We start from the raw sequence: 23782 nt of genomic DNA, 5'->3' as shown, positions 1-23782 counted from the left end.
TGGCCTATTTTATATTTTTTAAGGCTCCAGCAACCTTTGCTACGCGGGCACCCAGGCGGGAAGCCATCGTTAATTCAGCTTCAACTGGCATTCTTGATCCATCGCCACCAGCAAGAGTTGAAGCGGCATAAGGAGAGCCCCCAATGCCATCTGTTGTTAGCTGCTCAGGATTCTCGCCATATGGCAGCCCAACATAGATTAAACCAAAGTGCATAAGCGGAACAAACGTTGTGAGTGCTGTCGTTTCTTGTCCCCCATGAATCGAAGCGGTACTTGTAACAACCGCCGTCGCTTTCCCTTCTAATTCACCATTCATCCAAAGTGATCCCGCTGAATCAAGGTATTGTTTCATCTGAGCAGGCATGGAACCATAGCGAGTTGGCACTCCCCAGATAATCCCGTCAGCCCAGCGTAAATCATCAAGCGTCGCTTCGGGAATACTGTTTTGTGCTTCTTGTGCTTCCACGTAAGGTGGTTGATCTGACATCGCTTGTTTCACAACATCAAATTCAGGTATCTTCACGATTTTCACTTCTACATCTCCAGCGCCTTTTGCACCTTCAGCTACTGACTGAACCATTTCGTAAATATGACCATACGCACTGTAATACGGAATTAAAATCTTTGTACTCATTTTGCCACTCCTTTTCAGTCGGTTCGTTTGCCAATTACTTTGAATTCATTTATCTCTACTTCAAGATATACCCTTCTCTTCTTCATTCAAACATATAAAAGGGTAAAAATGGATAAAAAAAAGAGAAGCTTTTACAGCTCCTCTGCGTAATGGCCCAATTTTTTCAATAATGCAATCGCCGTTTCTTTCTCTTGTTCATCCAATCCGGCAAAAATGGATTGTACTTGTTTCTCGTGGTTAGGGAAAATGCGATCCATTAACTTTTTACCTTCATCTGTGATAACAGCATGTGTAATCCGACGATCGTTCGGGCATGGATTACGTGTTAAGTACCCTTTTCCTTCAAGCTTATCGACCACATACGTAATGCTTCCACTTGCGAGTAAAATTTTCTCACCAATTTGCTGTAGTGGCTGATTACCTTTGTGATAAAGCAATTCGAGAACAGCAAATTCCGTTGGATTCAGTCCATAGCTTTGAATATCTGTTTTAATATGATCGGTAACCGAACGATTCGATCTAGCCAGGACGATGAATAGCTTTAGTGAAAGCTCACGATCTTTTTCATTCATAACGTTCACCCTTAACTTCTAATATCTTGAATTCGAGATAATTATACTTAATTCCAATTCCTTCTGTCAACTCTTTCAAAAAAGAAGGTACTATTTTTCATTAACAGAGTGAATATGATCGAGCAGCTGTTGAAATCCTGTTAGTGCTTTCTTGAATTCTTCTTTCGATAAGCCGCTATTTGCCGCCATCGCGTCAGGAATAATGGAGGCTTTATCTCTTAACTCTTCCCCTTTTTGCGTTAAATGAACCATCACTCGACGCTCATCTTCTTTTGAACGTTCTCGTTTCACAAGACCCGCTTCTTCCATCCGTTTTAACAGTGGCGTTAACGTACCGGAATCTAAGTAAAGCTCGGCACCAAGCGCTTTTACCGTTGTTTCATGATGCTCCCAAAGAACAAGCAAGACAAGATATTGCGGATACGTTAGGCCAAGCTGATCTAAATAAGGACGATACATCTTCGTAATTTCTCTTGAACAGGCATATACAGAAAAACAGAGCTGATTCTCTAGTTTTAATTGTTCCTTATGGTTCATAGTAATCCCTTCTTTACAATAAGTTGTGCACAATCAACTTATCCCGATTTAGCCGTGTTGTCAACATGAGCGTTTCCTAACTTTTTACAAGAAGAACGAGTTCCCCTTTGTTGACAGATGAAAATTGGTGCGTTATATTTAATCTTGTAAAATTAAATTGTGCACAACTTAAATAACGAGGAGGAATTTTATTATGAATTCACTATACACAGCAAAAGCATCTGCTCACGGCGGTAGACAGGGTAAAGTAGAATCTTCAGACGGCGTAATTAACATGGATCTTCGTATGCCAAAGGAACTTGGTGGTCAGGGGGGAGAAGCAACAAACCCTGAACAACTGTTTGCAGCTGGATATGCCGCTTGTTTCGATAGCGCATTAAACATGGTTGCTCGCATGAAACGTATTAAAATTAAAGATACTGTAGTTGAAGCTCACATTTCGATCGGAAAAGAAGAGGACGGCGCATTTGGTCTTAGCGCGAAACTACATGTTACGATCCCTGGCGTTGATCAAGCGACTGCCGAGGAACTTGTCGAAGCTGCGCACCAAACGTGCCCTTACTCAAGAGCAACGCGTGGAAATATGGAAGTTGAACTAGAAGCAATTTCTAAATAATATAAAGGTTACTATTTCTCATATCCAGTTTATAACGGTATAAAGGCACATTTTTTCTTGGATTATCAAAAAGCACATTGGTCTTAACTTGCCCAATGTGCTTTCTCAATAAAACTATCTTTTAACGGTTTTGTTGAGGGTATCTCTTCTATAAATCACAAGAACACGAACAGCAACGCTGACATGTTCTGTGATAAGTACAAGGTTTACAAATACAACAATAGCACGTATGTCTTGTAGAGCCACAACAACAATGCGAGCATTCCTTTTCTTCTATTCGAAGTATACTTTTTTTCTTCTTGCAACAAGACTTATTTGTTTTCCAATACTTTTCTGCATGACATTCATGGCACATAATATCTCACCTTCCTTTTCTATTAAATTATGTTTAAAAATAAAAAAGGAATAGATGAAACTACCACGGTATTTGCACTAATCTTTATCTCTTAATCATAAGACATATATTTACCTAAAAGACTTTTAGGTTTTTTTTCATGACAATCGCAACATTCTGGTTCAACATATTCTATATGGTTTTTTTCACACACTGGTGAATTTACTTTAAAGTGCTCATTATTGCAGCGATCTTCATTTATGTCACCCAAAATAGTAACACTAACTTTACCTATTTTTTCTCGTATCACAGTGAGTTGTAAACTAAAGATTGCCTTGAGGATAATGATTCCGCATCCCCGCTCCTCGTAAATAAATTGAGGCTCCAGTACTCCTTCTAAAATGGGTGGAGTTGTTTTATACTCATCACCAGGACATACTTCTTCACATATTAATTCATGTTGAAACGGCAAAGTTATCGTATCAATTATACTTCCATCACAAATAAGCTTTCCTTTAATGAAACCCTGAAGAATCACTAATCCCTTTAACAAAGACACCTGCAAATTCATACTATTCAAGTCCGGAACAAATTTACATTTTTTGATTTTAGGATGAATTTCAATATCCTTTTTTGTATAAGCACTGATTGTCAGTTTCTTTGATAAAATAATCGATTGAATTAAGACCATTTCATTTACATTCACAATATCTTTGCACTGACCGTTTTGTTCAATTGACATCATTAGCCCCCCGAAAATCTTTTTATATAAAACAGGGTATGTTGACCCTTACTTATCTGTTCTGTATAAAAAATAGAAAACAAAAAAACCGGGTAAATAACCCCGGTCACTTTAACTTACCCAAAGAACGTTCTTGTCTGCGAAGTAGGAGTCGTAATTTGATCTGTTACACAACGATCCTCATTAATATCACCAATGACTTTAACAGAAGCCTCGACAAGCTTTTCTCTAGAAACTGTAATTTGTGTTCTAATAATGACTTTAAAAGTAAGTGTTCCTAAAGAGAGGGTATCACCAATACTAATAAGTGGAGTGAATACTGGTTCCAAAACCCCTTCAATAATCGGACGTGTTTCTTGTAAGTCATCACCTGGACAAGCTCCTGGGCATTCTGTTTCAGCTTGGAAAGGTAGGTTTAGGCTAACTGCAGGTAAAGCAACACCTGCAACTGAAATAATGACAGATACAGGTACGTATCCGGAGTTAACCACCTTTCCTTCTAACAAAGTACCTCTCATTACGATATTGTTTGGATCTGCTGTTACATCAAAAGTTAGAAGAGCTGGATCTGTACCAACTGGTATACCTAGATCTAATAAATCTAAACGAGCTTCCGCTACCTTCTGTACACGTTTACTACAAATGACGGACAACACTTTCAAACATTCAACACTAGAGTTGTCAGCAGGACAACAAGAGTGTTGTTGATGAGATTTGTTACTGTTACACATAAAATCCATAATATTCACTTCCCTTTTTATTTTCATTGACTTGTTAATCAATGTTAATAGTAATTTATTCAAAGAGTTGCCATTTGCACTGGACAAAAGCTTAACTGGGACTACCTATTTTCAATAGCAATAGTGTCATTTCCTCACTAATAATTTATTTTAGGGTAATTTTTTTAAATTAATCCTAAATAAAAATAGCTCATTTACACAGTACATCTTATTATCTCTACAATTCTAACTTAACTCTCTCTACTCTTTACCAACACGCCATTCAACACAAAAACTTTTTTTCTCCGCTAAAATCGCTATACTAGAAGTAGATTAGTGGAAGGTGTGATGAATTTGCTCACCGTTTCAGAATTTGATGGGGTTCAAGCGGTAAAGGGAACCTTTCAACTTGGCGGCGTTCGAATGAACGTCTATATGTACCTTGTTGACGAACTTTTAATCGACTGTGGTCCAAGTCGTCTTCAAAAAGATATCAGTGATTTTCTTTCAAATGAACGCTTTACCCAAATAATCTTAACGCATCACCATGAAGATCATACTGGAAATGCTTCAATCGTACCTGGGTCGATTCCAATCTACATCCATCCGACTGGGATTCCTCTTTGTCGCGATAAGCCTCATCTTCCACTGTACCGAAGAGTATTTTGGGGATCTAGAAAGCCTTTTGCCCCCAAGGGAATTGAGCACCGCATTAAAACGAAGCATCATACATTTGAATTGCTTCATACTCCGGGGCATGCTCCTGATCATCTTGCTCTACTAGAACAAAATCAGGGCTGGCTGTTTACTGGTGATCTTTATGTAATGAGTCACCCTAAAAGCATTTTCGCGTTTGAATCCATTCCGGACGTCATTCAATCGCTTCATCAAGTTTTACGTTATGATTTTGACACCGTTTTTTGTTCTCATGCCGGCGTTTTGCAAAATGGACGGAAGCGACTGGAGGAAAAGCTCCATTATCTTCTTTCCATACAGAACCAGGTGCTCCAAAAACACAGCGATGGAAAGCCTGCCTCTGTGATTCAGAAGGAACTTTTTCCTGATCGACATGTCCTCAATTACTTTTCTCTCTTTGAGAATTCATCCAAGCATATTATTACGTCGATCCTACATAAAAACGGATTACAATAGTAAAGCTCACGTCTCTCCTCCTTAAAGTTTGAGACGTGAGCTTTTTTCTATATATTGGTCATACCAGTAAATGATATTTCTCCCCTGTTTCTTCGCCAAATACAAACGTTCATCTGCCAGTTTCAAACAAGGCGTCATGCCATTTTCGAATGGGAAAAGTGCTGTACCAAAGCTCATTGTTATGCTAAAGCGATGACCGTCCGCCGTAAAGGTCGTATTTCGAATAGCGAGTTGAATCGTTTCAAGACGCTCTTTCGCTTCTTCAATATTTGTTGCATCAAGTAGAATCGCAAGTTCTTCTCCCCCATATCGATATGCTCTTCCACTCGTTCCGATTTGTTTTTTGAAAATATCACCAATTTTACGTAATACATTATCGCCAACCATATGTCCGAATTGATCATTTACCGCTTTAAAATAATCAATATCGGAAAGCACAACAAGTACCGGATTCCCCTGTTCAGCACAGTAACGTAAATCTTCTTGGAATGACCTGTGATTGTAGAGTTCTGTTAAAAAATCTTTTCGAGCGATGTCCTCTAGCTTCGTGTTTTTCGAGCGCATCATTCGCTCTCTCGAAACGATGATTCCCCCTAATAACCCAATAAAAATTAAAAACATAAAGTCTAAAAGATAAACAACAAGCCCTTCGCCGGTAAACGAATAACCACTAAAGATAAGAACACAGGTATATCCACTGCCAAGTAGAAGAGCTGCAACCATACCGCCGGTGAATTTCCAATAGACGGAAACGTGTAAAATAATTAAGTAAGCGATGGGAAACAAAGAACTTTCTGCCCCACCAGTAAGGGCAACCAACCAGAGAAACGCAACGTAATCAAAAACCACGCTTAATTTAGTCATATATTGATATCTTTTTGAGTTCAAAGGAGTACGGTGAAGTGCAAATTCAGCAATCGTCATATAAACGACACCAAATAAAAACAAAACTAAAAAAGAGAGGCTCGTTCCTTGTAAGAGAAAATAGTAATACCCACCTGCAATAACAAGAAAAACCCATCGAAATAGGGATAAAATCGTTTCAATCGAATGATCATTTTGTTTTTTCACATTCACTTCATTTTCAACCCTTTTTATATTGACCTTTTGCAATAATGAAATTTTTTCCACATATTCTATTATAACGAAAATTGACTAGACAATCGATTGTTTTCATAACTTTCTAAAACATTCCAACGCAAAAAAAGAAGGCTTCATGTAGAAGCCTTCCCGTTCAAAAACTGCTGCATGGCCTCGGCGACAGATAGCCCTGATATGACCGCACTTTCGATTCGCGTTTTTCCTGTTTTATCCTCTTCATGTAAAAAAGCATCTCCTGCAACGAAAACAGCTTCACTCATAGAGGTCTGTAGAAACGGATGGGGATAGACGTGGTCTGCCTGAGCGTAGCGCCATCTTTTTAACTGCCGGTCATTAATAAATTCTTTTGGAAGGAGAAAATCGAACCTCGATATTATTTCATCTATGATCTCATCATCACTATGATCATAATAAGCTTTTGAGAAATCAGAAGTGGCATAAATGGTTAGGATTTTTTCCTTAGAAATTCCCTTAGCATAACTATCCACAATACGTTCAATGCCAGCAGGTAAATCGGTGTCCTTGTGACCGTCAGGCGAAAGAAAAGCGAGTTCATCCTTTAACGTCATAAGACAAACGAGCGCAGGATCGAAATGGATGTCCCTAAGTGATTTCATTGTATCTTCTGAAAAAAGCACATCACTTCTTTCCAATAATTGTACCGTTTGAGGTGCTGGTGGCGTTAGAAGAATCGCATTAGATGTTACTTGCTCACCTTCCTCAGAAATGACCACATATTTCTCATCATCTTGAATGATGCGGTTCACTTTAAACGTGTGCTGAACGGGGACTTCACTTGCAAGATTTTTCACTAGTTGATTCATTCCGTTCGTTGCTTTATATCTTGCATGTTTCTCTCCGAACCACTTTGATACCCAGCCGTTTGTCTCCCATTCATCGACTAGTTGCTGAAACGAATCGGTTCGAACGGTAAAGAATTGCGCCCCATGATCAGCGCGGCCGCCGTCAATCCTTCGTGTTGCGAGACGACCACCCACGCTTTTGCTTTTATCAATTACAAGTACTTCAAACCCAGCTTTCATTAGCTTCCTAGCCGCCAAAACACCAGCAATACCGCCACCTATGATGGCAACATCAACTTCTTTCATTCAAATAATACTCGGTATTCGCCGTATCCTTCTTCTTCTAGACTTTCTTTCGGAACGAATTTCATTGCTGCTGAATTGATGCAGTAGCGCAGGCCATTTTCTCCGGGTCCATCATTAAAGACGTGCCCGAGATGAGAATCAGCTTCCTTACTTCGCACTTCTGTTCGAATCATAAAGTGACTGAAGTCTTTCTTTTCTTTGACAAAATGGTTGTTGATTGGCTGTGTAAAACTTGGCCAGCCGCATCCTGCGTCATACTGATCGGTTGAGCTAAACAACGGTTCACCCGATACGATATCCACATAGATACCTGGTTTTGCATTATCGTAATACTCGTTTTGGAACGGACGTTCTGTACCGTTTTTTTGTGTGACTTCGTATTGAATGTCTGTAAGACGGCTACGAAGCTCGTCATCATTCTTTTCAAAAGCCCAGTTTTTTTCTATAAAATCTGCACGACCTGATCCTTTTTTGTAGCGATTGTAGTGAGCAGGATTTTTCTTATGGTAATCCTGATGATAATCCTCAGCAGGGTAAAATGGTTTAGCCGGAAGAATTTTTGTCACGATCGGTTTTGAAAAACGACCACTCGCTTCTAAATCTTTGCGTGACTGTTCAGCAAGCCGCTCTTGCTCTTCATTATGGGTGTAGATCGCTGTAATATACGTATCACCGCGATCAAAGAACTGCCCTCCTGCATCTGTCGGGTCAATTTGACGCCAAAACAAATCAAGCAATTTACTATATGGGAAAACATTTGGGTCAAATGTGATTTGGACAGCCTCTACGTGCCCTGTCGATTTTGAAATCACTTCCTCGTATGTTGGATAAGGTTTTTCTCCACCTGTATAGCCCGAAACGATGCTTTGAATGCCGGGCATTTCTTCAAATGGTTCAACCATACACCAGAAACAACCTCCAGCAAATGTTGCAAGCTCATAATTCGTACTCATTCTCTATCACTCCAGTATAGAAGATTTATCCTCACCTTAAGTGAGGGTGATTGTCGGTTCCTGCTCAACTAACCACTGGGGAAAAGCTCCCTCAGTTCAAAGTTTCACTATCTATAACATATCCGAAATGGACGGTTTATTGCCAGAAACTTGCTTTACCAATAGGTAATCAGGGAATAATTTACTAAAATTATTGAAATCTGCTACAATTTAGTTGTATGACTATTTGGAAAAAGGAGACCTTTGACTATGGCTATGTTTCAAGAGAATCTTCAGAAATACGCAGATCTAGCGGTTAAAGTTGGCGTAAATATTCAAAAAGGACAAACGCTTGTCGTAAACGCTCCTCTCACATCAGCTGAATTTGTGCGCAATATTGCAGATAGTGCTTATGAGGCTGGTGCAAAAAATGTTCACGTTGAGTGGAATGACGAAACCTTAACTCGTATTAAGTATGACAAGGCACCAGATGAAGCATTCAAGGAGTTTCCAACATGGAAAGCAAAAGGATTTGAGGAATTGGCTGAAAACGGTGCAGCATTCCTTTCGATTACATCTTCCAATCCAGACCTTTTAAAAGGAGTCGATCCTGAACGAATTTCGAATGCGAGCAAAACAGCAGGAAAGGCAATGGAAGGCTACCGTAACTACATTATGTCTGATCACAACAGCTGGTCTGTGGTTGCGGTTCCTTCGAAAGCATGGGCAGAGAAAGTATTCCCTGATACACCTGAAGACGAACAAGAAGCAAAGCTGTGGGAAGCCATTTTCCAGGCGACTCGTGTATCAACAGGTAATCCGGTTCAAGCATGGAAAGAACATAGCGCAAACCTTGAGCAAAAAGTGGATTATTTAAATGCGAAACATTACAGCAAGCTCCACTATCGTGCGCCAGGCACTGATCTTACAATTGACCTTCCACAGGCTCATCAGTGGGTAGGTGGTATTAGTGAAAATGTGAAAGGCGATCATTTTGTCGCAAACATGCCGACAGAAGAAGTGTTCACCATTCCACATAAAAACGGTGTAAACGGCGTTGTTTCTTCAACAAAGCCGCTAAGCTATGGTGGAACAGTGATTGAAGACTTTACCCTTACATTTGAAGAAGGTCGTATCATTAAAGCTGAAGCGAAGCAAGGCAATGAAACGCTTCAACATCTTATCGAAACAGATGAAGGCGCACACTACCTAGGTGAAGTTGCGCTCGTTCCTCATGATTCACCTATTTCAAATGCGGGAATCATTTTCTTTAACACGCTTTTCGACGAAAATGCTTCGAATCACCTTGCGATTGGGAATGCTTATTCTTTCTGCCTAGAAGGTGGTAAAACCATGTCGAAAGAAGAGCTTGAAGCAGCAGGAGCGAACGAAAGCGTCACGCACGTTGACTTTATGATCGGGTCCGCTGAAATGGACATTGATGGAATCAAAGAAGATGGTACTAGTGAGCCGGTCTTCCGTAAAGGAAACTGGGCAATCTAGCTCTTTAAGCAGAGCGCATGCGCTCTGCTTTTTGGGTGCTTTGACAAAACGTTTTTACTAGGATTCTAACCGAAACTCCTTTATACTTGAGTAAAATGATAGGTTTTAACGGTTATAAATGAAGGAGGTCATGTCATGAGCGCGAAAGTATTTATCATCCATGAAAACGAAGAATGGACAAAGCCTCTCAAGCAAGAACTTGAGGCGCTCCATGTCCCATACGAAGACTGGTTTCTTAGTGAAGGAAGCCTTGATTTAAGTGATGTACCGCCAGACGGTATTTTTTATAATCGCATGAGTGCTTCTTCTCATACGCGTGATCATCGTTATGCTCCTGAATACACGGCAGCTGTACTCGAATGGTTGGAGAGTCACGGTCGAAGAGTATTAAATGATAGCCGTGCCCTTGCTCTTGAAGTAAGCAAAGTGGCACAATATGCAGCCCTGAGAAAGCATGGAATCGTTACACCAAAAACCATTGCTGCCGTTGGGAAGGATCATCTTGCGAAAGCAGCGGATGCGTTTTCTGAACCGTTTATTACGAAACACAACCGAGCAGGTAAAGGGCTCGGCGTTCAGCTATTTAACAATCCTGAGACGCTGAAAGCTTATGTGAAGAGCGATGCTTTTGAAGATTCAATTGATGGGATTACATTGCTTCAACAGTACATTTCTTCACCTGACGCATCCATAACGCGATGTGAATTCGTAGGTGGTAAGTTTCTATATGCTGTTCGCGTTGATACGTCAGAAGGCTTTGAACTTTGCCCTGCAGATGCGTGCCAGGTTGGCGATACTTTCTGTCCTACAACAGAGGAGCCGAAGCCTAAATTCGAAGTGATCGAAAACTTCGATCATCCTGTTCTCGCTAATTACGAAGCATTCTTAAAAGCGAACGGCATTGCTTACGCAGGAATTGAATGCATTCAAAATGAACGTGGAGATCTCTTTACTTACGATGTGAACACTAATACAAACTACAATGCAGAAGCAGAAAGAAAAGCTGGGGTTTCTGGTATGAAAGCGATCGCTAACACGCTCGCTCAAGAACTTTCTAACCTTCATTCTCTACACAAATAAAGAGCGCCGAGTGCGCTCTTTACTTTTCTTTTTAATCTTCGTATCGTTTTTTTATTTGGAGAAAACCATGCAGATTTTCTAAAAAGACGTCAATTAACGCTGGATCAAATTGCTTTCCTTTCTCATTTTGAAAATGAGTGAGTATATCTTCTAAATCCCACGCTTTTTTATAAGGGCGATCCGTGGCAAGGGCATCAAATACATCAGCTACAGCGACAATTCGGCCATAAATATGAATTTCCTCTCCACTTAATCCTTCAGGATAACCTTTTCCATCCCAACGTTCATGATGTTCTTTTGCAATGATCGCTGCTGCTTTTAGTATCGTTCGTTTTGAATTTTCAAGAAGGTGATAGCCGATGCTCGCATGGGCCTGCACTTCAAGAAATTCCTGTTTCGACAATTTGCCTGGCTTGTTTAGTATCGCATCGGCAATCGCAACTTTGCCGATATCATGCATGGGGGAGGCGACTTTGATAAGGTCTGCTTCTTCTTCGCTTAAACCAGATTTAATAGCAAGAAGCTTTGCATACTCTGCTACACGCTTGACGTGAGAGCCTGTTTCCTTTGAACGAACTTCACCGATTTCTCCCATTTTGAAAATAATTTCTTTTTGTGCTTCCTCCATCTCCATATTCATTAGAACCGCTTCAAGTGCCTGGGCAGTATAAGAGGCGGCGAGGCTTAATTTTTTAACGTCATGGGTCGTAAATACACCCTCTTTCGTTAATTTATTAATTACTTGATATACCCCTAGCGTCTGGTTCTGCTTATTTTTAAGTGGAATCACCATAACAGACTTCGTTCGATAGTTGTACATCAGATCCATGTCTGCATGAAACCGGTCGTCATGATAGGCATCTTCAATCACAAGCGGTTCTGCCGTCTGAAAAACATACCCCGCTAAACCGCTTGAAGCAGGTATACGAACCTCCTTCGTCCTCTCTTCCACTTTCGCCCATAACTCATCTTTTGGTTCATCATATAACCACAACATACAGCGATCGGCAACCGTCATATCCCGCCCCATATCTGCCATCAGCAACAAAAGGCGATTAAGATTGTTCTCAATCGTAATACGCGATGCGTAAGCAAAGATGATATCGAGAAGTTCCTCTGATTCAAGTTCTTTCTTCCAGCGGCCATTCATCTAGACGTCGGCCTCCCTTTATAGAATCATTGCACAGTGTTTGGAGAGAAATCCCCCAGCTACCTCGTTCTAATCCATTCAATACTTCTATCATACACGTACATACCATTTGGTGGTAGATTAAGGAAGATGAAATGCAACTTCAATTAATACCTTAATGATAAGGCAATTAATCAACTTTCTGGACTTGCTACAACCATCAGATGGTTTTGATTTTTGATAAGAATAGTCTTCTTTCCTAAATTCACTAACATAGGTATATAAAAACAAGGCATCAGGAGGGAAATCGGTGTGAAGTTATCGTTCCCCTTATTTCAATCAGCGAGTAAAAAGGAAATATCTCTTATGAAGGAATTGAAAGCGGTCTGTCATTTATCACCTCCCCCCCTTACTTTAACGGGTGAAGAGGTGAAGCTAACTCGAATCATTCGCGAACAAACAGAAAGAGCGAATCGAAATAATGTAACGCGCACTAAAGCTTATCTTGATTTTTATTTAAAGCATCCTGAAGTTCACTGGGCTTTCCTTGCCCACATGGTTTCGCGGAATGCTGGATGGACCATGACTGATTTAAGAGGTGAATATCTCCCTCGCTTCTTATCATCAGATGATCAGCATGCTTTCTTTTCTTTTCTAGAACGAGGGAATTGGCTTATCTTCCAAGATGCGTATCCGCAGCTGCTGATTTATGCCGAAAGTCTTAAGGTGAATAAGTCACTTTTTCACCTTCTATCAGCCTTTCACGTTTCTTCTTTTATGAAAGTCATTTGGAACCGCTTCTGGAAAGACAAAGCCTCAGACACCCTTTCAGTGGCCCTTATCATTAACGAGCAGCATTACATTGATTCACGTATCATAAATAATCAGCACTTTCACCAAACCGTGTTTAAAACACTTCCTTTTCAAATCCAAAATGTTTTCAATATGAACGTGCTCCTTTTTCCACTGATTCGAAACGGCTCGATTCAACTCATTGGAGAACCTGCCAATCATTTTCTTTTCGTGAAAGAACGGATTGTACTTGGAAAACGGCTATATCAGCTTGTTTTTTCTAACGAATCGACTCTAAATGAGATGTTGGAGTGGTCAACACGCCACTCTCATACTGGATCACGAAAAGATTTCTGGCCTAAGCTCTTTCACTCACTAAAAGAAGGGCAACCAGACGAAAAACGCGTCCTTGAACAATGCTCGCTCAAAAAAGGATCGCGTCTATATAGTCCTCTTCTATCTGTATGGAAAGATGTCCAACATGATTCGCCTGATCGTAAGGATTGGTTCGTCAACACTTCTGCACTTTCACTTTTCAAATTGCCCGATCCTGATTTTTCAGGAAATGCAGCAAAGATCTACTGCCGATCTCTTCACTTACTAGAAAGTCTCTTATGAACCTGTATTTCTTCACAAAAAAAACTTCCGCGAGGGAAGTTTTTATTAAATAATCTTTTGCATTCGTAACACCACTTCAGCGATTAACGCTGAACCAAGAAAAGTCCCAACCATAACGAACATCGCTACGACAACACTACGCCACCCAAGCTTCACAAAATCTGTCCATGAGCGTCCAATTGCGATACCTGCATATGCAAGAATCGGCGTTGCCAGAGCCAGAATGTTAATATTTTCTGTCCACTTTACGATATACTCAGAGCCGGGCATGACGGGCATAGATACAAGAATTCCAATAATCCCGATGTACGCCACGCTCGGAATATTCACAGGAAGAACGTGCTGAAGAATAAGGCCAGCTAAACAAATCACAATTAAAACCGCCATACCTGGTAAAGCAGCAACAGGGAACACGCTGTAGCCAATCCAGTTCCCAATGGCAGCAATCAAACCGAAGATGAGTAACAACAACGTCCACTCTTGTACGTTTTTTAGTAACATATTAAGCTCCTTTCCTTACTCTTGATTGAGATGGTTTTTCTCTAGTCATGAGCTGATACATCTTTTCTGTTAGTGGAAGACCAATGAAAATACTCATGTATAGCCCCGTTGATAACGACAGCAAATTGCTCGCTCCTGCAAATGCGATAATATCATCGGAAAATGCAGGAAAAGCAGCAACGAGCGAGCCACTTGCAGCCGCCATCATACTTCCACTTCCTATCCCAGACGCCATCGCAAATGAAAGCGGGTGTAGGGGTGTAATCGTTGCAAGGAATCCGGAAATAACGCCCATAAACACAGCCCCAAAAACTGTACCAAAAATATAAATCGCCATTACGCCTCGTCCTTCAGGTGAATTGAAACCATATTTATCAACAATCAACCCAACGTTCGGCTCTCGTGCTACAGAATGTGTCATACCAATGCTTTCTCTTTTCAATCCAAGTAAAACAGCGATTGGAAGAGCAATGAAAATCGTACCTAAATTTCCGAATTCCTGCAGAAGCAAGGCCGGACCCGCTTCTATTAACTTCGGTAGAGAAGGGCCAATAATCACCCCTATTTTCGCAATAAGCAAGGTCACTCCTAACACAATAAGCGGTTCAGCATTTAGCGCCTGTGCTTTTTTAATCACTGGGGTAAAAAACAACCCAAGTCCAATGAGCATTGCATACAACATTGGCAGTAGTAAAATAACGCCTGGACCCACCGTAAACTGGAAAACGCCAATCCACTCTGTTAACGCCACAATTCCAAATACAAGTAAATGCAAGCGCCAATCTTTCCAAATCCCTTTAAGTTCTGTCACCCAAATCCCCCATTCCTTTTCTGCATGAAAGCTCTAAAGTTATTGTTATCTTAATATTTTGATTGTTAAAAGTAAATGGATTATTCTTACACAAAATGAAAGAATGAAGGGGCTCATTAATAGAAAGCGAATACAAAGACTGAAGGTACACGCTTTTCATTTTTATATAAAATTTTAAGCAAACTAAAAAGCCAGGCAGACCGCCTGACTTTTTAGGATGCAGATTTTTCTTTCAAAGCTCTTTCTTTTCGATTAATAATGCTCGCACCAACAAGGTCCCCTGTTACATTAAGACCTGTGGCACCCATTCCAACTAGAGCGTCTACAGCTGTTAATAACGCAACGGTTTCCATCGGCAAGCCCACTTGCGCAAACACGGTTGCAATCATAACGATTCCAGCACCTGGAACACCAGCTGTACCAATCGATGCAAGTGTACCAACAATCACGACCATCACCATATCTGTAAAGCTAAGCGGTGAGCCAACGACGTTCGCTGCAAAGACCGCAGAAATCGCAATGCGAATGGCCGCTCCGTCCATATTAATCGTTGCGCCAAGTGGCAAGCTAAAGCTATAAAGACTTTTCGAAATGCCTAATCCTTTAGCCGCATTCATCGTAAGCGGCAAGGTTCCAGAGCTACTTTGCGTCACGAAAGCCGTAATCATTGGTTTGTTTGCATGACTGAAAAACTTCTTTGGACTTACTTTAAAGAACAGCAAGAACAGAAGGTAGATCCCTACTTGTACAATCAACGCAATATAAAGAACCGCGATCATGTTTCCAAGCGAGAGAATCGTATCCAACCCCTGGTTCCCAATTGTTTTCGCTATTATAGCAAAGATCCCAATTGGAACATATTGTAGAATAACGTTCATGATTTTAAATGTGGCTTCATTTAACCCTTCAACTACTTTATAAAGATGGTCGCCAAGCGCCCCATGTTCTTCCGAGTTCCGTAAAGCAGCGATCGCAATGCCAAAAGCAAAGGCGGTAAAGATAATCCCAAGGAGATTCATTTCGTTAAATGCCGTCACCATGTTTGATGGCACAATGTTTAATAGCACGCTGACGATACCTGGATTATCCGGTACATCAAACGATTGATCTGGATCTATGGATAAACCCGTACCTGGATTAAACAAGTTCGCTACGGTTAATCCAACAATAATTGCTAATGCAGAGGTTAAGACGTAATAAAGAAACACCTTTCCGCCCATGCGACCAAGGTTACTTAGTTTCGTTTGATTGACACCAACGATTAATGTAAATAGAATAAGTGGAATGATCAGAAACGATAGCAATTTAATTAGTAAGTCTCCAAATGGCGCAAGAACGGCTGCATTCTCACCAAATATGAGTCCTACGGCGATACCGAGCACAAGTGCAACCGTGATTTTTATAATTAACGAAGCGTTTAAATAGCCTCTTAAGATCTTCTTCATCGTTGTCCCTCCTTCAAATTTAAATTCGCATACGTATACTAGGAAATAAGATACAGCACAATAGGTGGCATGTCAAAAAGTTAGCTTTATCATCCAACTAAACCCAAGTTACGACACTTTTAATCTTTTATTCTCGTTTTCAAGTATACTGCTTGACTTATTTGGATAAACTGCTTCCTAAAGTCTATTAAAAAGTTGGAGGTTCATCATGAACAATTTAGTAAGTTTTCCAGTAACTCCTTTTGAAACGTATCTTGAAATGACGCAATATGGAACTGAGGTACACTTCGAACACGATAAGTATGAGCTCTTATCAGGAACGACTGAAGATGGAAAAATGTATTTTCTCATCGATTACAACACCGGCCTCACGTATGAAGTGGAAGAAAGCACTGCACTCCATTTCGTTCAGTTAAATGAGCAAGGTAACGGTAAACAGCTTGTAGAAACCATTACCCCGCGATTACGCCCAACTATCACACTTTCTCACACGTAAAAAGTCCTGCTCGACGGCAGGACTTTTGCTTTTATAGACTAGTAGTTATATATCCGATACATTCACTAATTCAGATTGAATCACATACCGCTCAGGCGCACTTCCGATAAAATCAAATGGGTAGCATGTTGTTAATGTTAAGGTGGCTTCCTCTTTATCAACAATAACGGTTCGATCGCTTTCATCTACGATCTTCATGTCGACCACAGCATATTCATACCGTTTTCCATCGTATTCAAGAAAGACGACATCCCCTTTTTCAACGTCTTGTAGACCAGTAAAAACCGTATCGCGATGGCCGCTTAGAACGGTGTGACGCCGCTGATCTGGTGTCGTGGTGAATGGACTGACATACATGCCCACTCCCTGACTTAACGTATCTTCATCTGTTCCCCAATAGGTCGTAAACCCTTTTTCAATCGTAGGGATGACTAACCTGCCTACTTCTTGACCAGAGTCAAACTTCTTTATTTGATCACTCATGAAAACTTCTTGTGTATTCACAACGGTTTTCTTCGTAACATCGGTTTCTTTCGTATTCTGCCACTTTTTTGTTTCTTCTGCAGAAACTTGTTCGACTCCCTGAGTACCCTGCCACCATTCATACCCATAATAGCCCGCCATCACAATGCCTGCACACATGACCAAGACATATAATTTGTTCAACCTCTTCACCTCACTAAGAAAAGCGAAAAAACCGCTTATTATGCGGTTTTTAAGCCCTATTAACAGCTAACGGAACGTCTTCTATAAAGAAGCAAACCACCTGCAGCTGCCGCCAACGCTACTCCTCCCATAGCAAGCATTGGATTGGCAGTCGCCGTTTCAGGCATTTCGCCACCTTCCTCCATTCCTTCAAGTGGTTTAGCTGAATCAATCACGTTTTGCGGAACGGAAATCGTATCCACTTGATTAAAGTTATCGATTGACATTTCCATCGATTGTTTCATGTTCATGCTTTCGTCTTCAATCTTCATATCCATATCAAGATCCATCGTTAAATGCTTCATGTAATACGTGTCTTTATCAACTGTTACTTTATAGGTAACGTCATTAATCGTCATTTGTTCCATGAGACCTTTCATCGATCCGGAACCTTCTTCACCTGACATGCTTTCTTGGAACATCTTCATGGATGCTTCCATTAATGTTTTGCCGTCCCCTTCGTACGTTAACACATAACCTTCATCTGTCTCTTCAACGCTCATCTCTTTGCCAAGTTCTTCAGCTTGAGTCATTTGTGCTTCAACCGAAGACATGCTTTGGAGTTCCTCTAAACCTTGTGTAAGTTCTTCCGGCATCTTGATCCAGCCTTTTTCGGGATCTTCTTGATAAAAACCTTCTTCAGTCCAATAAGATTCTAACGAAATTTCACCTTCTTCAGGTGATTTTGTTGTGACGACCTGATGCATCGCAAAAGGCTTTAGCGTAATGTCTGCTTCAGATTGGCTGGAGATCATCATTGTTTCTCCTTCAAGAGGCATCGATTGTTCCATATTTGTTTTTGTAGAATAGCTCTCAACCTCAGTCATTGCTTCACTTGACTGCTTTAAAATGTCCGTTGCACTCATTTCCTTTGCTGATGTGTGAAACGGAGCTCCTACAAAAACAACTGCTGCTACCGATAGAGGGACTAACTTCTTTAACATCAAAACACTCCAATTCATTTTTTTGGCAAGAGAAGGCTAGGGATGTGATGTGACAGTAAATGATGTATAAGACTCCCGGATGGGACATCTTTCAATCACCAGTTTCTTTCACCTAAACCTTATTTTCCCAATAGAGTGAAATTAAAACGCTTTTTTACCGTTCTTTAAAATATTTTTTTATTGATCTATCGTTTTTTTAATAGAGTATGACTAGGTTTAGGTATTCATAATTCTTATCTGTTCACTTTTGCAAATTGACGAAATACAAAAACAACACATTGCAAACCCTTTCACTTTTGTTCTATCGCCTATATACTTAGCACTATCAAATCACGATTTGTTTCATCCGTATCATTTTGCACTCGTAAGGGAGTTGGAGATCTCCATGTCACTTGATGAAAGAAGCACATTTCTATTAACGAAACTCGTGAATGCAACTGAGTTAGTTACGGTTGATCATGTCATCGACCAGCTCGGGATATCAAAACGAACCGTTCATTATGACCTACAAAAAATTAATGATTGGCTCGATGAGAACAAACTACCCATTATCCAAACAAAACAAGGATTAGGTTACTATCTCTCAGAAGAGACCAAACAAACCGTTCCTAAATTAATGAAAGAACTAAAAGAATGGCAGTATCACTATTCGCAACCAGAACGCATCACCTTAATTGGTGTCGAACTCTTAACAAATGATAAGCCGATCTTTATGCAGAACTTTATGGATCGAACTCAGGTTAGTCGTGGAACAGTCGCGAAAGATTTAAAACTTGTTAAGAAAGTTCTAGCCGATGAAGCATTAACGTTACAGTTTGAACGATCAACAGGCTATCGGGTGGAAGGGAAAGAGGAAAACAAGCGGAGAATATTGAGTCGTTTTCTGTCTGAAGTCCTCACCAATGGACAATTAACCGAAATGACGCATTTTCTTTATCCCCTCTTAAAGAATGGTGATGAACACACCTATTCGCACCTCATACCGATGAAGCAAATTATCATGAATGCGGAACCCATTCTAAAAGTAGAGTTAACAGACGATACAATCCATGTTCTAGCCATTCAGCTTGTCGTTCTTCTTCAACGTTTGAAAGGCGAACATCGGATCCAGCTCGATCCAGATGAAAAACACGCTCTTTGTTCAACGAGAGAGTTTGAAGCAGCAAAGAGCATGGCAAAAGAATTAGAAGTTCAATTTAAACTTTCCTTATCACTGGATGAGATAGGCTTTATCACCATGCACCTTCTTGGCTCAAGAGTTAATTATTCTGAAGTAGGTACGGTAGGTAATCTTGAAAGTAATAAACTTAGAAAAGTGGTTACTGAAATCGTGAGCGAATTTCAAGTATACGCTTGTGTCCTATTCGAACAGCGCGATGAACTAGAAGAAGCTCTTTTTCTTCATCTTAAACCAACGTACTACCGGCTGAAATACCATGTCCCGATCACAAACGAATTAACAGCGTCAGTCCAGCAGGAATATCCAGATGTTTTTTTAATTACGAAACGAGCGGTTTGGCCAATTGAATTGATGATGTCTCAAAAGCTCCCTGATGATGAATTAGCTTATCTCGCCATGCACTTTGGAGCTTGGATGCAGAAGGAAGAGCTTCCAGAAGTAACATTTGGGAAAGCGATTATCGTTTGTGAAAAAGGAATTGGCACATCAAATATTTTAAGAGGACAGCTTGAGAAGCTTCTCACAAATGTGGAAATCATCGGGACAGTTTCTAGAAGGCAATTCCTACAAAATCACTATGACGTGGATTATGTCTTCTCTACATCACCTTTGGAGCATAAGACGCTACCCATTTTAACGGTTAACCCGATTTTGACACAGCAGGGAAAAGAGAAAATCCTGCATTGGATGGAGGAAGTTCAAACTACTCCAAACGAAGAGAGTGGCCCTACCCCTCATGTGATCGTTGAAATCATGAAAAAACACGGCACGATTACGAATGAGAAAGAACTAAGAAATGAATTACAGCAGTTATTCGCGCCATCACCAACCACCTTATCAATAGAAAGGTTTGAACGACCTATGTTAAATGACTTATTACATGAAGAAACAATTCAATTTGCTACAGATACACCAGATTGGAAAGAGGCGATCAAAACAGCAGCCATGCCGCTTCTTGCAACAGAGCAAATCACCTCTTCTTATATCGATGCTATGATCAAAAATGTAGAAGATTTGGGACCCTATGTCGTGATTGCTCCAGGAATCGCTATTCCTCATGCCCGTCCTGAAGAAGGCGTGAATACGGTTGGGATGAGCTTGCTTCGACTAGATCAAGAAGTTCCTTTTTCATCTAAACAAAAGCATCAGGTTAAGTTGCTCATTGTGCTTGCTGCAGTAGATAACGAAACCCATTTAAAAGCTCTTGCTCAACTATCGGAGCTTCTATCAGAAGAAGAAAATCTAAATATGATTTATCAAGCAGAGGAAAAAGAAGAAATTATTAACCTTGTATCAAAATACTCAAATTAAGGGAGAGAATAAAAATGAAAAAAATTCTTGTTGTATGTGGAAATGGTCTAGGAAGCAGCTTTATCGTAGAAATGAATGTAAAAACTATCCTAAACGAACTTGGAATTGAAGCAGAGGTTGATCATACGGATCTTACAACTAGTAAATCTGAGAACGCCGATTACTACTTAGGCTCAACCGAGATTGTTGAAAATCTAGAAGACGGCAATCGAAATGTCATTAAGCTTAATAATTTAATGGATAAAAAAGAATTAAGGACGGCGATTGAAGCAAACTTGAAAGGGGCATAAATCATGGTCGATCTCATAATGAAAGACATTCTAGGAACACCAGCGATTCTTGTAGGGCTATTTGCCCTTATCGGTTTACTTCTTCAAAAGAAAGATATCGCCAATGTCATATCAGGTACGCTAAAAACGATCATGGGGTTTGTTATTCTGGGGGCAGGGGCAGGTGTGCTTGTCGCCTCCCTTGATAACTTTAGTAGCATGTTTGATCATGCATTTGAAATTCAAGGTATCATTCCAAACAATGAAGCGATCGTTGCATTAGCTCAGGATGCATTTGGTGCAGAAACGGCGATGATTATGCTTTTTGGAATGGTAGCCAACATCCTACTAGCGCGCCTCACCCCTTTTAAGTATATCTTCTTAACGGGTCATCATACGATGTTCATGGCTTGTCTGATCGCCGTTATTCTTTCAACCGGTGGCTTTAGTGGCGCAACAATGATCATCACAGGTTCCCTTATTCTCGGATCTTTGATGGTTCTATTACCTGCCCTGTTGCAACCTTACACAAGAAAAATTACGGGTAGTGATGACTTTGCAATCGGACACTTTGGCTCGTTCGGCTATTTAATTGCAGCCGCTGTCGGAAAAGCAGTTGGGAAAAATTCTAAATCGACTGAAGAAATTAAAGTACCTAAGTCATTCAATTTCTTGCGTGACACATCTGTATCTGTGTCACTTACAATGGCGATTCTATTTTTTGTCGTCGCTCTTTTCACAGGACCAACCTTTATTGAATCCGAGCTAAGCGGTGGGACAAACTTCCTTGTCTTCTCATTTATGCAAGCGTTAACGTTCGCAGCTGGCGTCTACATCATTTTGGCTGGGGTAAGAATGCTCCTATCTGAAATCGTTCCCGCGTTTAAAGGAATTGCAGATAAGGTCGTACCAAATGCAATCCCAGCACTCGATGCACCCTCTGTGTTTCCATTCGCGAACAACGCGGTCATCATCGGTTTCTTCTTTAGCTTTGTAGCAGGACTACTCAGCATGTTCCTTCTACCGATCTTAGGTCTAAAAGTGATTGTGCCAGGACTTGTGCCTCACTTCTTTACCGGTGCGGCAGCTGGCGTATTTGGTAACGCCACTGGCGGTCGTAAAGGAGCAGTATTTGGCTCTATGGCTAATGGTGTTATCATCAGTTTCTTGCCAGCACTACTTCTACCTGTGCTTGGTTCACTAGGATTTCAAGGAACGACATTCGGAGATTCAGATTTCGGCGTAGTTGGACTTCTTCTCGGCGGATTGATGGAACTGCTCTCTTCTAACGTTCTATTCCTTGTCATCGTTGCTGCCCTACTTATTGCTGTATTTGTCGGAGCTGCCTTGTTCAAACGTTCTTTAGCGAAAAATAATTTAAAAGAAAAGCATGATGCGATTTAGGCGAAAAAGACCATCCTGGGTTAAAACAGGATGGTCTTTATTGTTATTCGACCTTATTTTCAGCAGTCACCACATAAACCAACTGATCCGTCCACTTTTCGTTCTCATAAATGAACCCTTTCCTCACACCCTCATACACCATACCTACACTTTGGGCTAGCTGAGTTGATGGACTATTATCCAGGTTAATGTGTGCTTCGATGCGATGAAAATCAAGATCATGAAAAGCAATCTGAAGCGCTGCGCTCACCGCTTCTTTTCCATATCCTTTTCGCCAGTACTGATTATGGATCGTATAGCCTATCCTGGCCCATTGAAAATTCATTCTCGCTAACGTTGAAAAATCAACCATTCCAATATGCGTGCCATCCTCTAAATGAAAAACACCAAACACATGGGCTATATCATTTATGGCTAGTTCTTGGTGCTTATTCACTAGATCTCTAAACCACTCTTCTGTACACTCACTCATATCCAACTTCCCAGGATCAAAGGCGTGTTGGGAGGGATGCCTTTCATTAAATTGTCGTAACCAGTTTTGATAGTCTTCCATTATTAATGGTCTGATTACTAACCTTGCTGATTCTTTTTGAAGATTAAACTCTTTCAAATTAACACCTCTACCTCTTGGATTAATAAAATATTTTCACCTATATAGTCGATTCCATTTAAAAAGAATAGCTTACAAACTAGCGGAACTTACCGTGATCAAGCTTACGATTAATCTCATGAAGCAAATAAAGCCCTCGAATCAAGCAACCTAGTATAATACCAAATCCAATAATTAACCCAACCTCATGGAGCGGTAATAGTAAAAGTCCAACCACGCAGCTCGCTACGATCAAAAAAAAGAGAAACATCGCGCACCTCCTAAATTCATGTTAAAATGCACATACACGCAACTCCAATCTTTTTCTTGTTTCTCGTCAATTCAAGTTTAAAAGATAAAGAAGATTGCGTGTATTTTTGTGCTTAATTTTCTTAAGCCCCCAACAAATATTATAGAGTCACAAAAAAAAGCAGCTGCGGTGGGTAACCCCAAAAGTTAGAGTTTTGTTATGCAGCTAATTGGATGGACTGAGTTCGGTATTCAACTGGACTTAGTCCATCCAATTTTTCTTTTGACCGTTCATGATTGTACCAGTG

General features: G+C 40.5%; 26 protein-coding genes. 9 read left to right on the top strand and 17 right to left on the bottom strand.

Annotated features, from left to right (window positions below; genetic code table 11):
• Positions 1-4: 4 nt before the first annotated feature.
• From wrbA to LCL91_RS07270, 3 genes are all read right to left on the bottom strand, one after another.
• Positions 5-634 carry an NAD(P)H:quinone oxidoreductase gene (gene wrbA, locus LCL91_RS07280; RefSeq protein ID WP_224881294.1) on the bottom strand — a complete coding sequence of 210 codons (630 nt, stop codon included), beginning with the start codon at positions 632-634 and terminating at the stop codon, positions 5-7.
• A 131-nt stretch (positions 635-765) separates the two neighbouring features.
• Entirely contained in the window at positions 766-1215 is a 450-nt protein-coding gene (locus LCL91_RS07275) for a MarR family winged helix-turn-helix transcriptional regulator (protein WP_278250258.1), read from the bottom strand.
• An 81-nt stretch (positions 1216-1296) separates the two neighbouring features.
• A complete protein-coding gene (locus LCL91_RS07270) occupies positions 1297-1743 on the bottom strand; it encodes a MarR family winged helix-turn-helix transcriptional regulator (RefSeq protein ID WP_224881293.1) in 447 nt (148 codons plus the stop codon).
• A gap of 193 nt (positions 1744-1936) precedes the next feature.
• On the opposite strand from LCL91_RS07270, the gene LCL91_RS07265 reads away from it, so the two are divergent.
• Entirely contained in the window at positions 1937-2359 is a 423-nt protein-coding gene (locus LCL91_RS07265; RefSeq protein ID WP_224881292.1) for an organic hydroperoxide resistance protein, read from the top strand.
• A gap of 446 nt (positions 2360-2805) precedes the next feature.
• Here the strand turns inward: LCL91_RS07265 and LCL91_RS07260 are convergent, their stop codons facing one another.
• On the bottom strand, positions 2806-3435 hold the full coding sequence (locus LCL91_RS07260) for a hypothetical protein (RefSeq protein WP_224881291.1): 630 nt from the start codon (positions 3433-3435) through the stop codon (positions 2806-2808).
• Between the two features lie 116 nt (positions 3436-3551).
• Complete coding sequence (locus tag LCL91_RS07255) at positions 3552-4175, bottom strand: hypothetical protein (RefSeq protein WP_224881290.1); 624 nt, start codon at positions 4173-4175, stop codon at positions 3552-3554.
• 315 nt (positions 4176-4490) lie between these two features.
• Here LCL91_RS07255 and LCL91_RS07250 point away from each other — a divergent pair, with 315 nt between their 5' ends.
• Positions 4491-5306, top strand: coding sequence for an MBL fold metallo-hydrolase (locus LCL91_RS07250; protein ID WP_224881288.1), 816 nt, complete (start codon positions 4491-4493; stop codon positions 5304-5306).
• A gap of 21 nt (positions 5307-5327) precedes the next feature.
• Here LCL91_RS07250 and LCL91_RS22215 read toward each other — a convergent pair whose 3' ends face one another.
• From LCL91_RS22215 to msrB, 3 genes are all read right to left on the bottom strand, one after another.
• Positions 5328-6383 carry a GGDEF domain-containing protein gene (locus LCL91_RS22215; RefSeq protein ID WP_224881286.1) on the bottom strand — a complete coding sequence of 352 codons (1056 nt, stop codon included), beginning with the start codon at positions 6381-6383 and terminating at the stop codon, positions 5328-5330.
• A gap of 137 nt (positions 6384-6520) precedes the next feature.
• Complete coding sequence (locus LCL91_RS07240) at positions 6521-7516, bottom strand: NAD(P)/FAD-dependent oxidoreductase (RefSeq protein ID WP_224881284.1); 996 nt, start codon at positions 7514-7516, stop codon at positions 6521-6523.
• Entirely contained in the window at positions 7513-8469 is a 957-nt protein-coding gene (gene msrB / locus LCL91_RS07235) for a peptide-methionine (R)-S-oxide reductase MsrB (RefSeq protein ID WP_224881282.1), read from the bottom strand. The genes LCL91_RS07240 and msrB overlap by 4 nt, the downstream gene beginning before the upstream one ends.
• A gap of 249 nt (positions 8470-8718) precedes the next feature.
• Here msrB and LCL91_RS07230 point away from each other — a divergent pair, with 249 nt between their 5' ends.
• Positions 8719-9951: an aminopeptidase gene (locus LCL91_RS07230; RefSeq protein ID WP_224881280.1), complete on the top strand. Its 1233-nt coding sequence runs from the start codon at positions 8719-8721 to the stop codon at positions 9949-9951.
• A gap of 135 nt (positions 9952-10086) precedes the next feature.
• On the top strand, positions 10087-11031 hold the full coding sequence (locus LCL91_RS07225; protein WP_224881278.1) for an ATP-grasp domain-containing protein: 945 nt from the start codon (positions 10087-10089) through the stop codon (positions 11029-11031).
• Between the two features lie 31 nt (positions 11032-11062).
• Here the strand turns inward: LCL91_RS07225 and LCL91_RS07220 are convergent, their stop codons facing one another.
• A complete protein-coding gene (locus LCL91_RS07220) occupies positions 11063-12181 on the bottom strand; it encodes a GAF and HD-GYP domain-containing protein (protein WP_224881275.1) in 1119 nt (372 codons plus the stop codon).
• Between the two features lie 291 nt (positions 12182-12472).
• On the opposite strand from LCL91_RS07220, the gene LCL91_RS07215 reads away from it, so the two are divergent.
• A complete protein-coding gene (locus LCL91_RS07215) occupies positions 12473-13570 on the top strand; it encodes a DUF2515 family protein (protein WP_224881273.1) in 1098 nt (365 codons plus the stop codon).
• A 45-nt stretch (positions 13571-13615) separates the two neighbouring features.
• Here LCL91_RS07215 and LCL91_RS07210 read toward each other — a convergent pair whose 3' ends face one another.
• The 3 genes from LCL91_RS07210 to LCL91_RS07200 form a co-directional block, all read right to left on the bottom strand.
• Positions 13616-14071 (bottom strand): hypothetical protein, encoded by a 456-nt coding sequence (locus tag LCL91_RS07210; protein ID WP_224881271.1) that lies wholly within the window; start codon positions 14069-14071, stop codon positions 13616-13618.
• A 1-nt stretch (position 14072) separates the two neighbouring features.
• Positions 14073-14882, bottom strand: coding sequence for a DUF3100 domain-containing protein (locus LCL91_RS07205; RefSeq protein ID WP_425589665.1), 810 nt, complete (start codon positions 14880-14882; stop codon positions 14073-14075).
• A 212-nt stretch (positions 14883-15094) separates the two neighbouring features.
• The gene (locus LCL91_RS07200) at positions 15095-16327 is read right to left on the bottom strand and encodes a dicarboxylate/amino acid:cation symporter (protein WP_224881269.1); all 1233 of its coding nucleotides are present in this window, start codon (positions 16325-16327) and stop codon (positions 15095-15097) included.
• Between the two features lie 208 nt (positions 16328-16535).
• On the opposite strand from LCL91_RS07200, the gene LCL91_RS07195 reads away from it, so the two are divergent.
• Positions 16536-16823: a hypothetical protein gene (locus LCL91_RS07195; RefSeq protein ID WP_224881267.1), complete on the top strand. Its 288-nt coding sequence runs from the start codon at positions 16536-16538 to the stop codon at positions 16821-16823.
• Positions 16824-16868: 45 nt separating this feature from the next.
• On the opposite strand, the gene LCL91_RS07190 is transcribed toward LCL91_RS07195, so the two are convergent.
• Positions 16869-17489 carry a class D sortase gene (locus LCL91_RS07190; protein WP_255639953.1) on the bottom strand — a complete coding sequence of 207 codons (621 nt, stop codon included), beginning with the start codon at positions 17487-17489 and terminating at the stop codon, positions 16869-16871.
• A gap of 59 nt (positions 17490-17548) precedes the next feature.
• On the bottom strand, positions 17549-18472 hold the full coding sequence (locus LCL91_RS07185) for a DUF6612 family protein (protein WP_224881263.1): 924 nt from the start codon (positions 18470-18472) through the stop codon (positions 17549-17551).
• Between the two features lie 385 nt (positions 18473-18857).
• On the opposite strand from LCL91_RS07185, the gene LCL91_RS07180 reads away from it, so the two are divergent.
• From LCL91_RS07180 to LCL91_RS07170, 3 genes are read left to right on the top strand one after another with little or no spacing between them, the layout of a single operon-like run.
• On the top strand, positions 18858-20963 hold the full coding sequence (locus LCL91_RS07180; RefSeq protein ID WP_224881261.1) for a BglG family transcription antiterminator: 2106 nt from the start codon (positions 18858-18860) through the stop codon (positions 20961-20963).
• A 14-nt stretch (positions 20964-20977) separates the two neighbouring features.
• A complete protein-coding gene (locus tag LCL91_RS07175) occupies positions 20978-21253 on the top strand; it encodes a PTS sugar transporter subunit IIB (protein WP_224881259.1) in 276 nt (91 codons plus the stop codon).
• A 3-nt stretch (positions 21254-21256) separates the two neighbouring features.
• Positions 21257-22636 carry a PTS ascorbate transporter subunit IIC gene (locus LCL91_RS07170; protein ID WP_224881257.1) on the top strand — a complete coding sequence of 460 codons (1380 nt, stop codon included), beginning with the start codon at positions 21257-21259 and terminating at the stop codon, positions 22634-22636.
• 43 nt (positions 22637-22679) lie between these two features.
• Here the strand turns inward: LCL91_RS07170 and LCL91_RS07165 are convergent, their stop codons facing one another.
• The 3 genes from LCL91_RS07165 to LCL91_RS07155 form a co-directional block, all read right to left on the bottom strand.
• Positions 22680-23246, bottom strand: a complete 567-nt coding sequence (locus tag LCL91_RS07165) for a GNAT family N-acetyltransferase (RefSeq protein WP_224881256.1) — start codon at positions 23244-23246, stop codon at positions 22680-22682.
• 79 nt (positions 23247-23325) lie between these two features.
• Positions 23326-23496, bottom strand: coding sequence for a hypothetical protein (locus tag LCL91_RS07160; protein ID WP_224881254.1), 171 nt, complete (start codon positions 23494-23496; stop codon positions 23326-23328).
• 196 nt (positions 23497-23692) lie between these two features.
• Positions 23693-23782, bottom strand: a 90-nt coding sequence (locus tag LCL91_RS07155) for an IS3 family transposase (RefSeq protein WP_224881734.1), incomplete at its 5' end; no start/stop codon positions are given.

Source organism: Guptibacillus hwajinpoensis (assembly GCF_020171785.1).
GTDB classification, from domain to species: Bacteria; Bacillota; Bacilli; order Bacillales; family Guptibacillaceae; genus Guptibacillus; species Guptibacillus sedimenti.
This window is presented reverse-complemented; position numbering and strand designations above follow the sequence as displayed.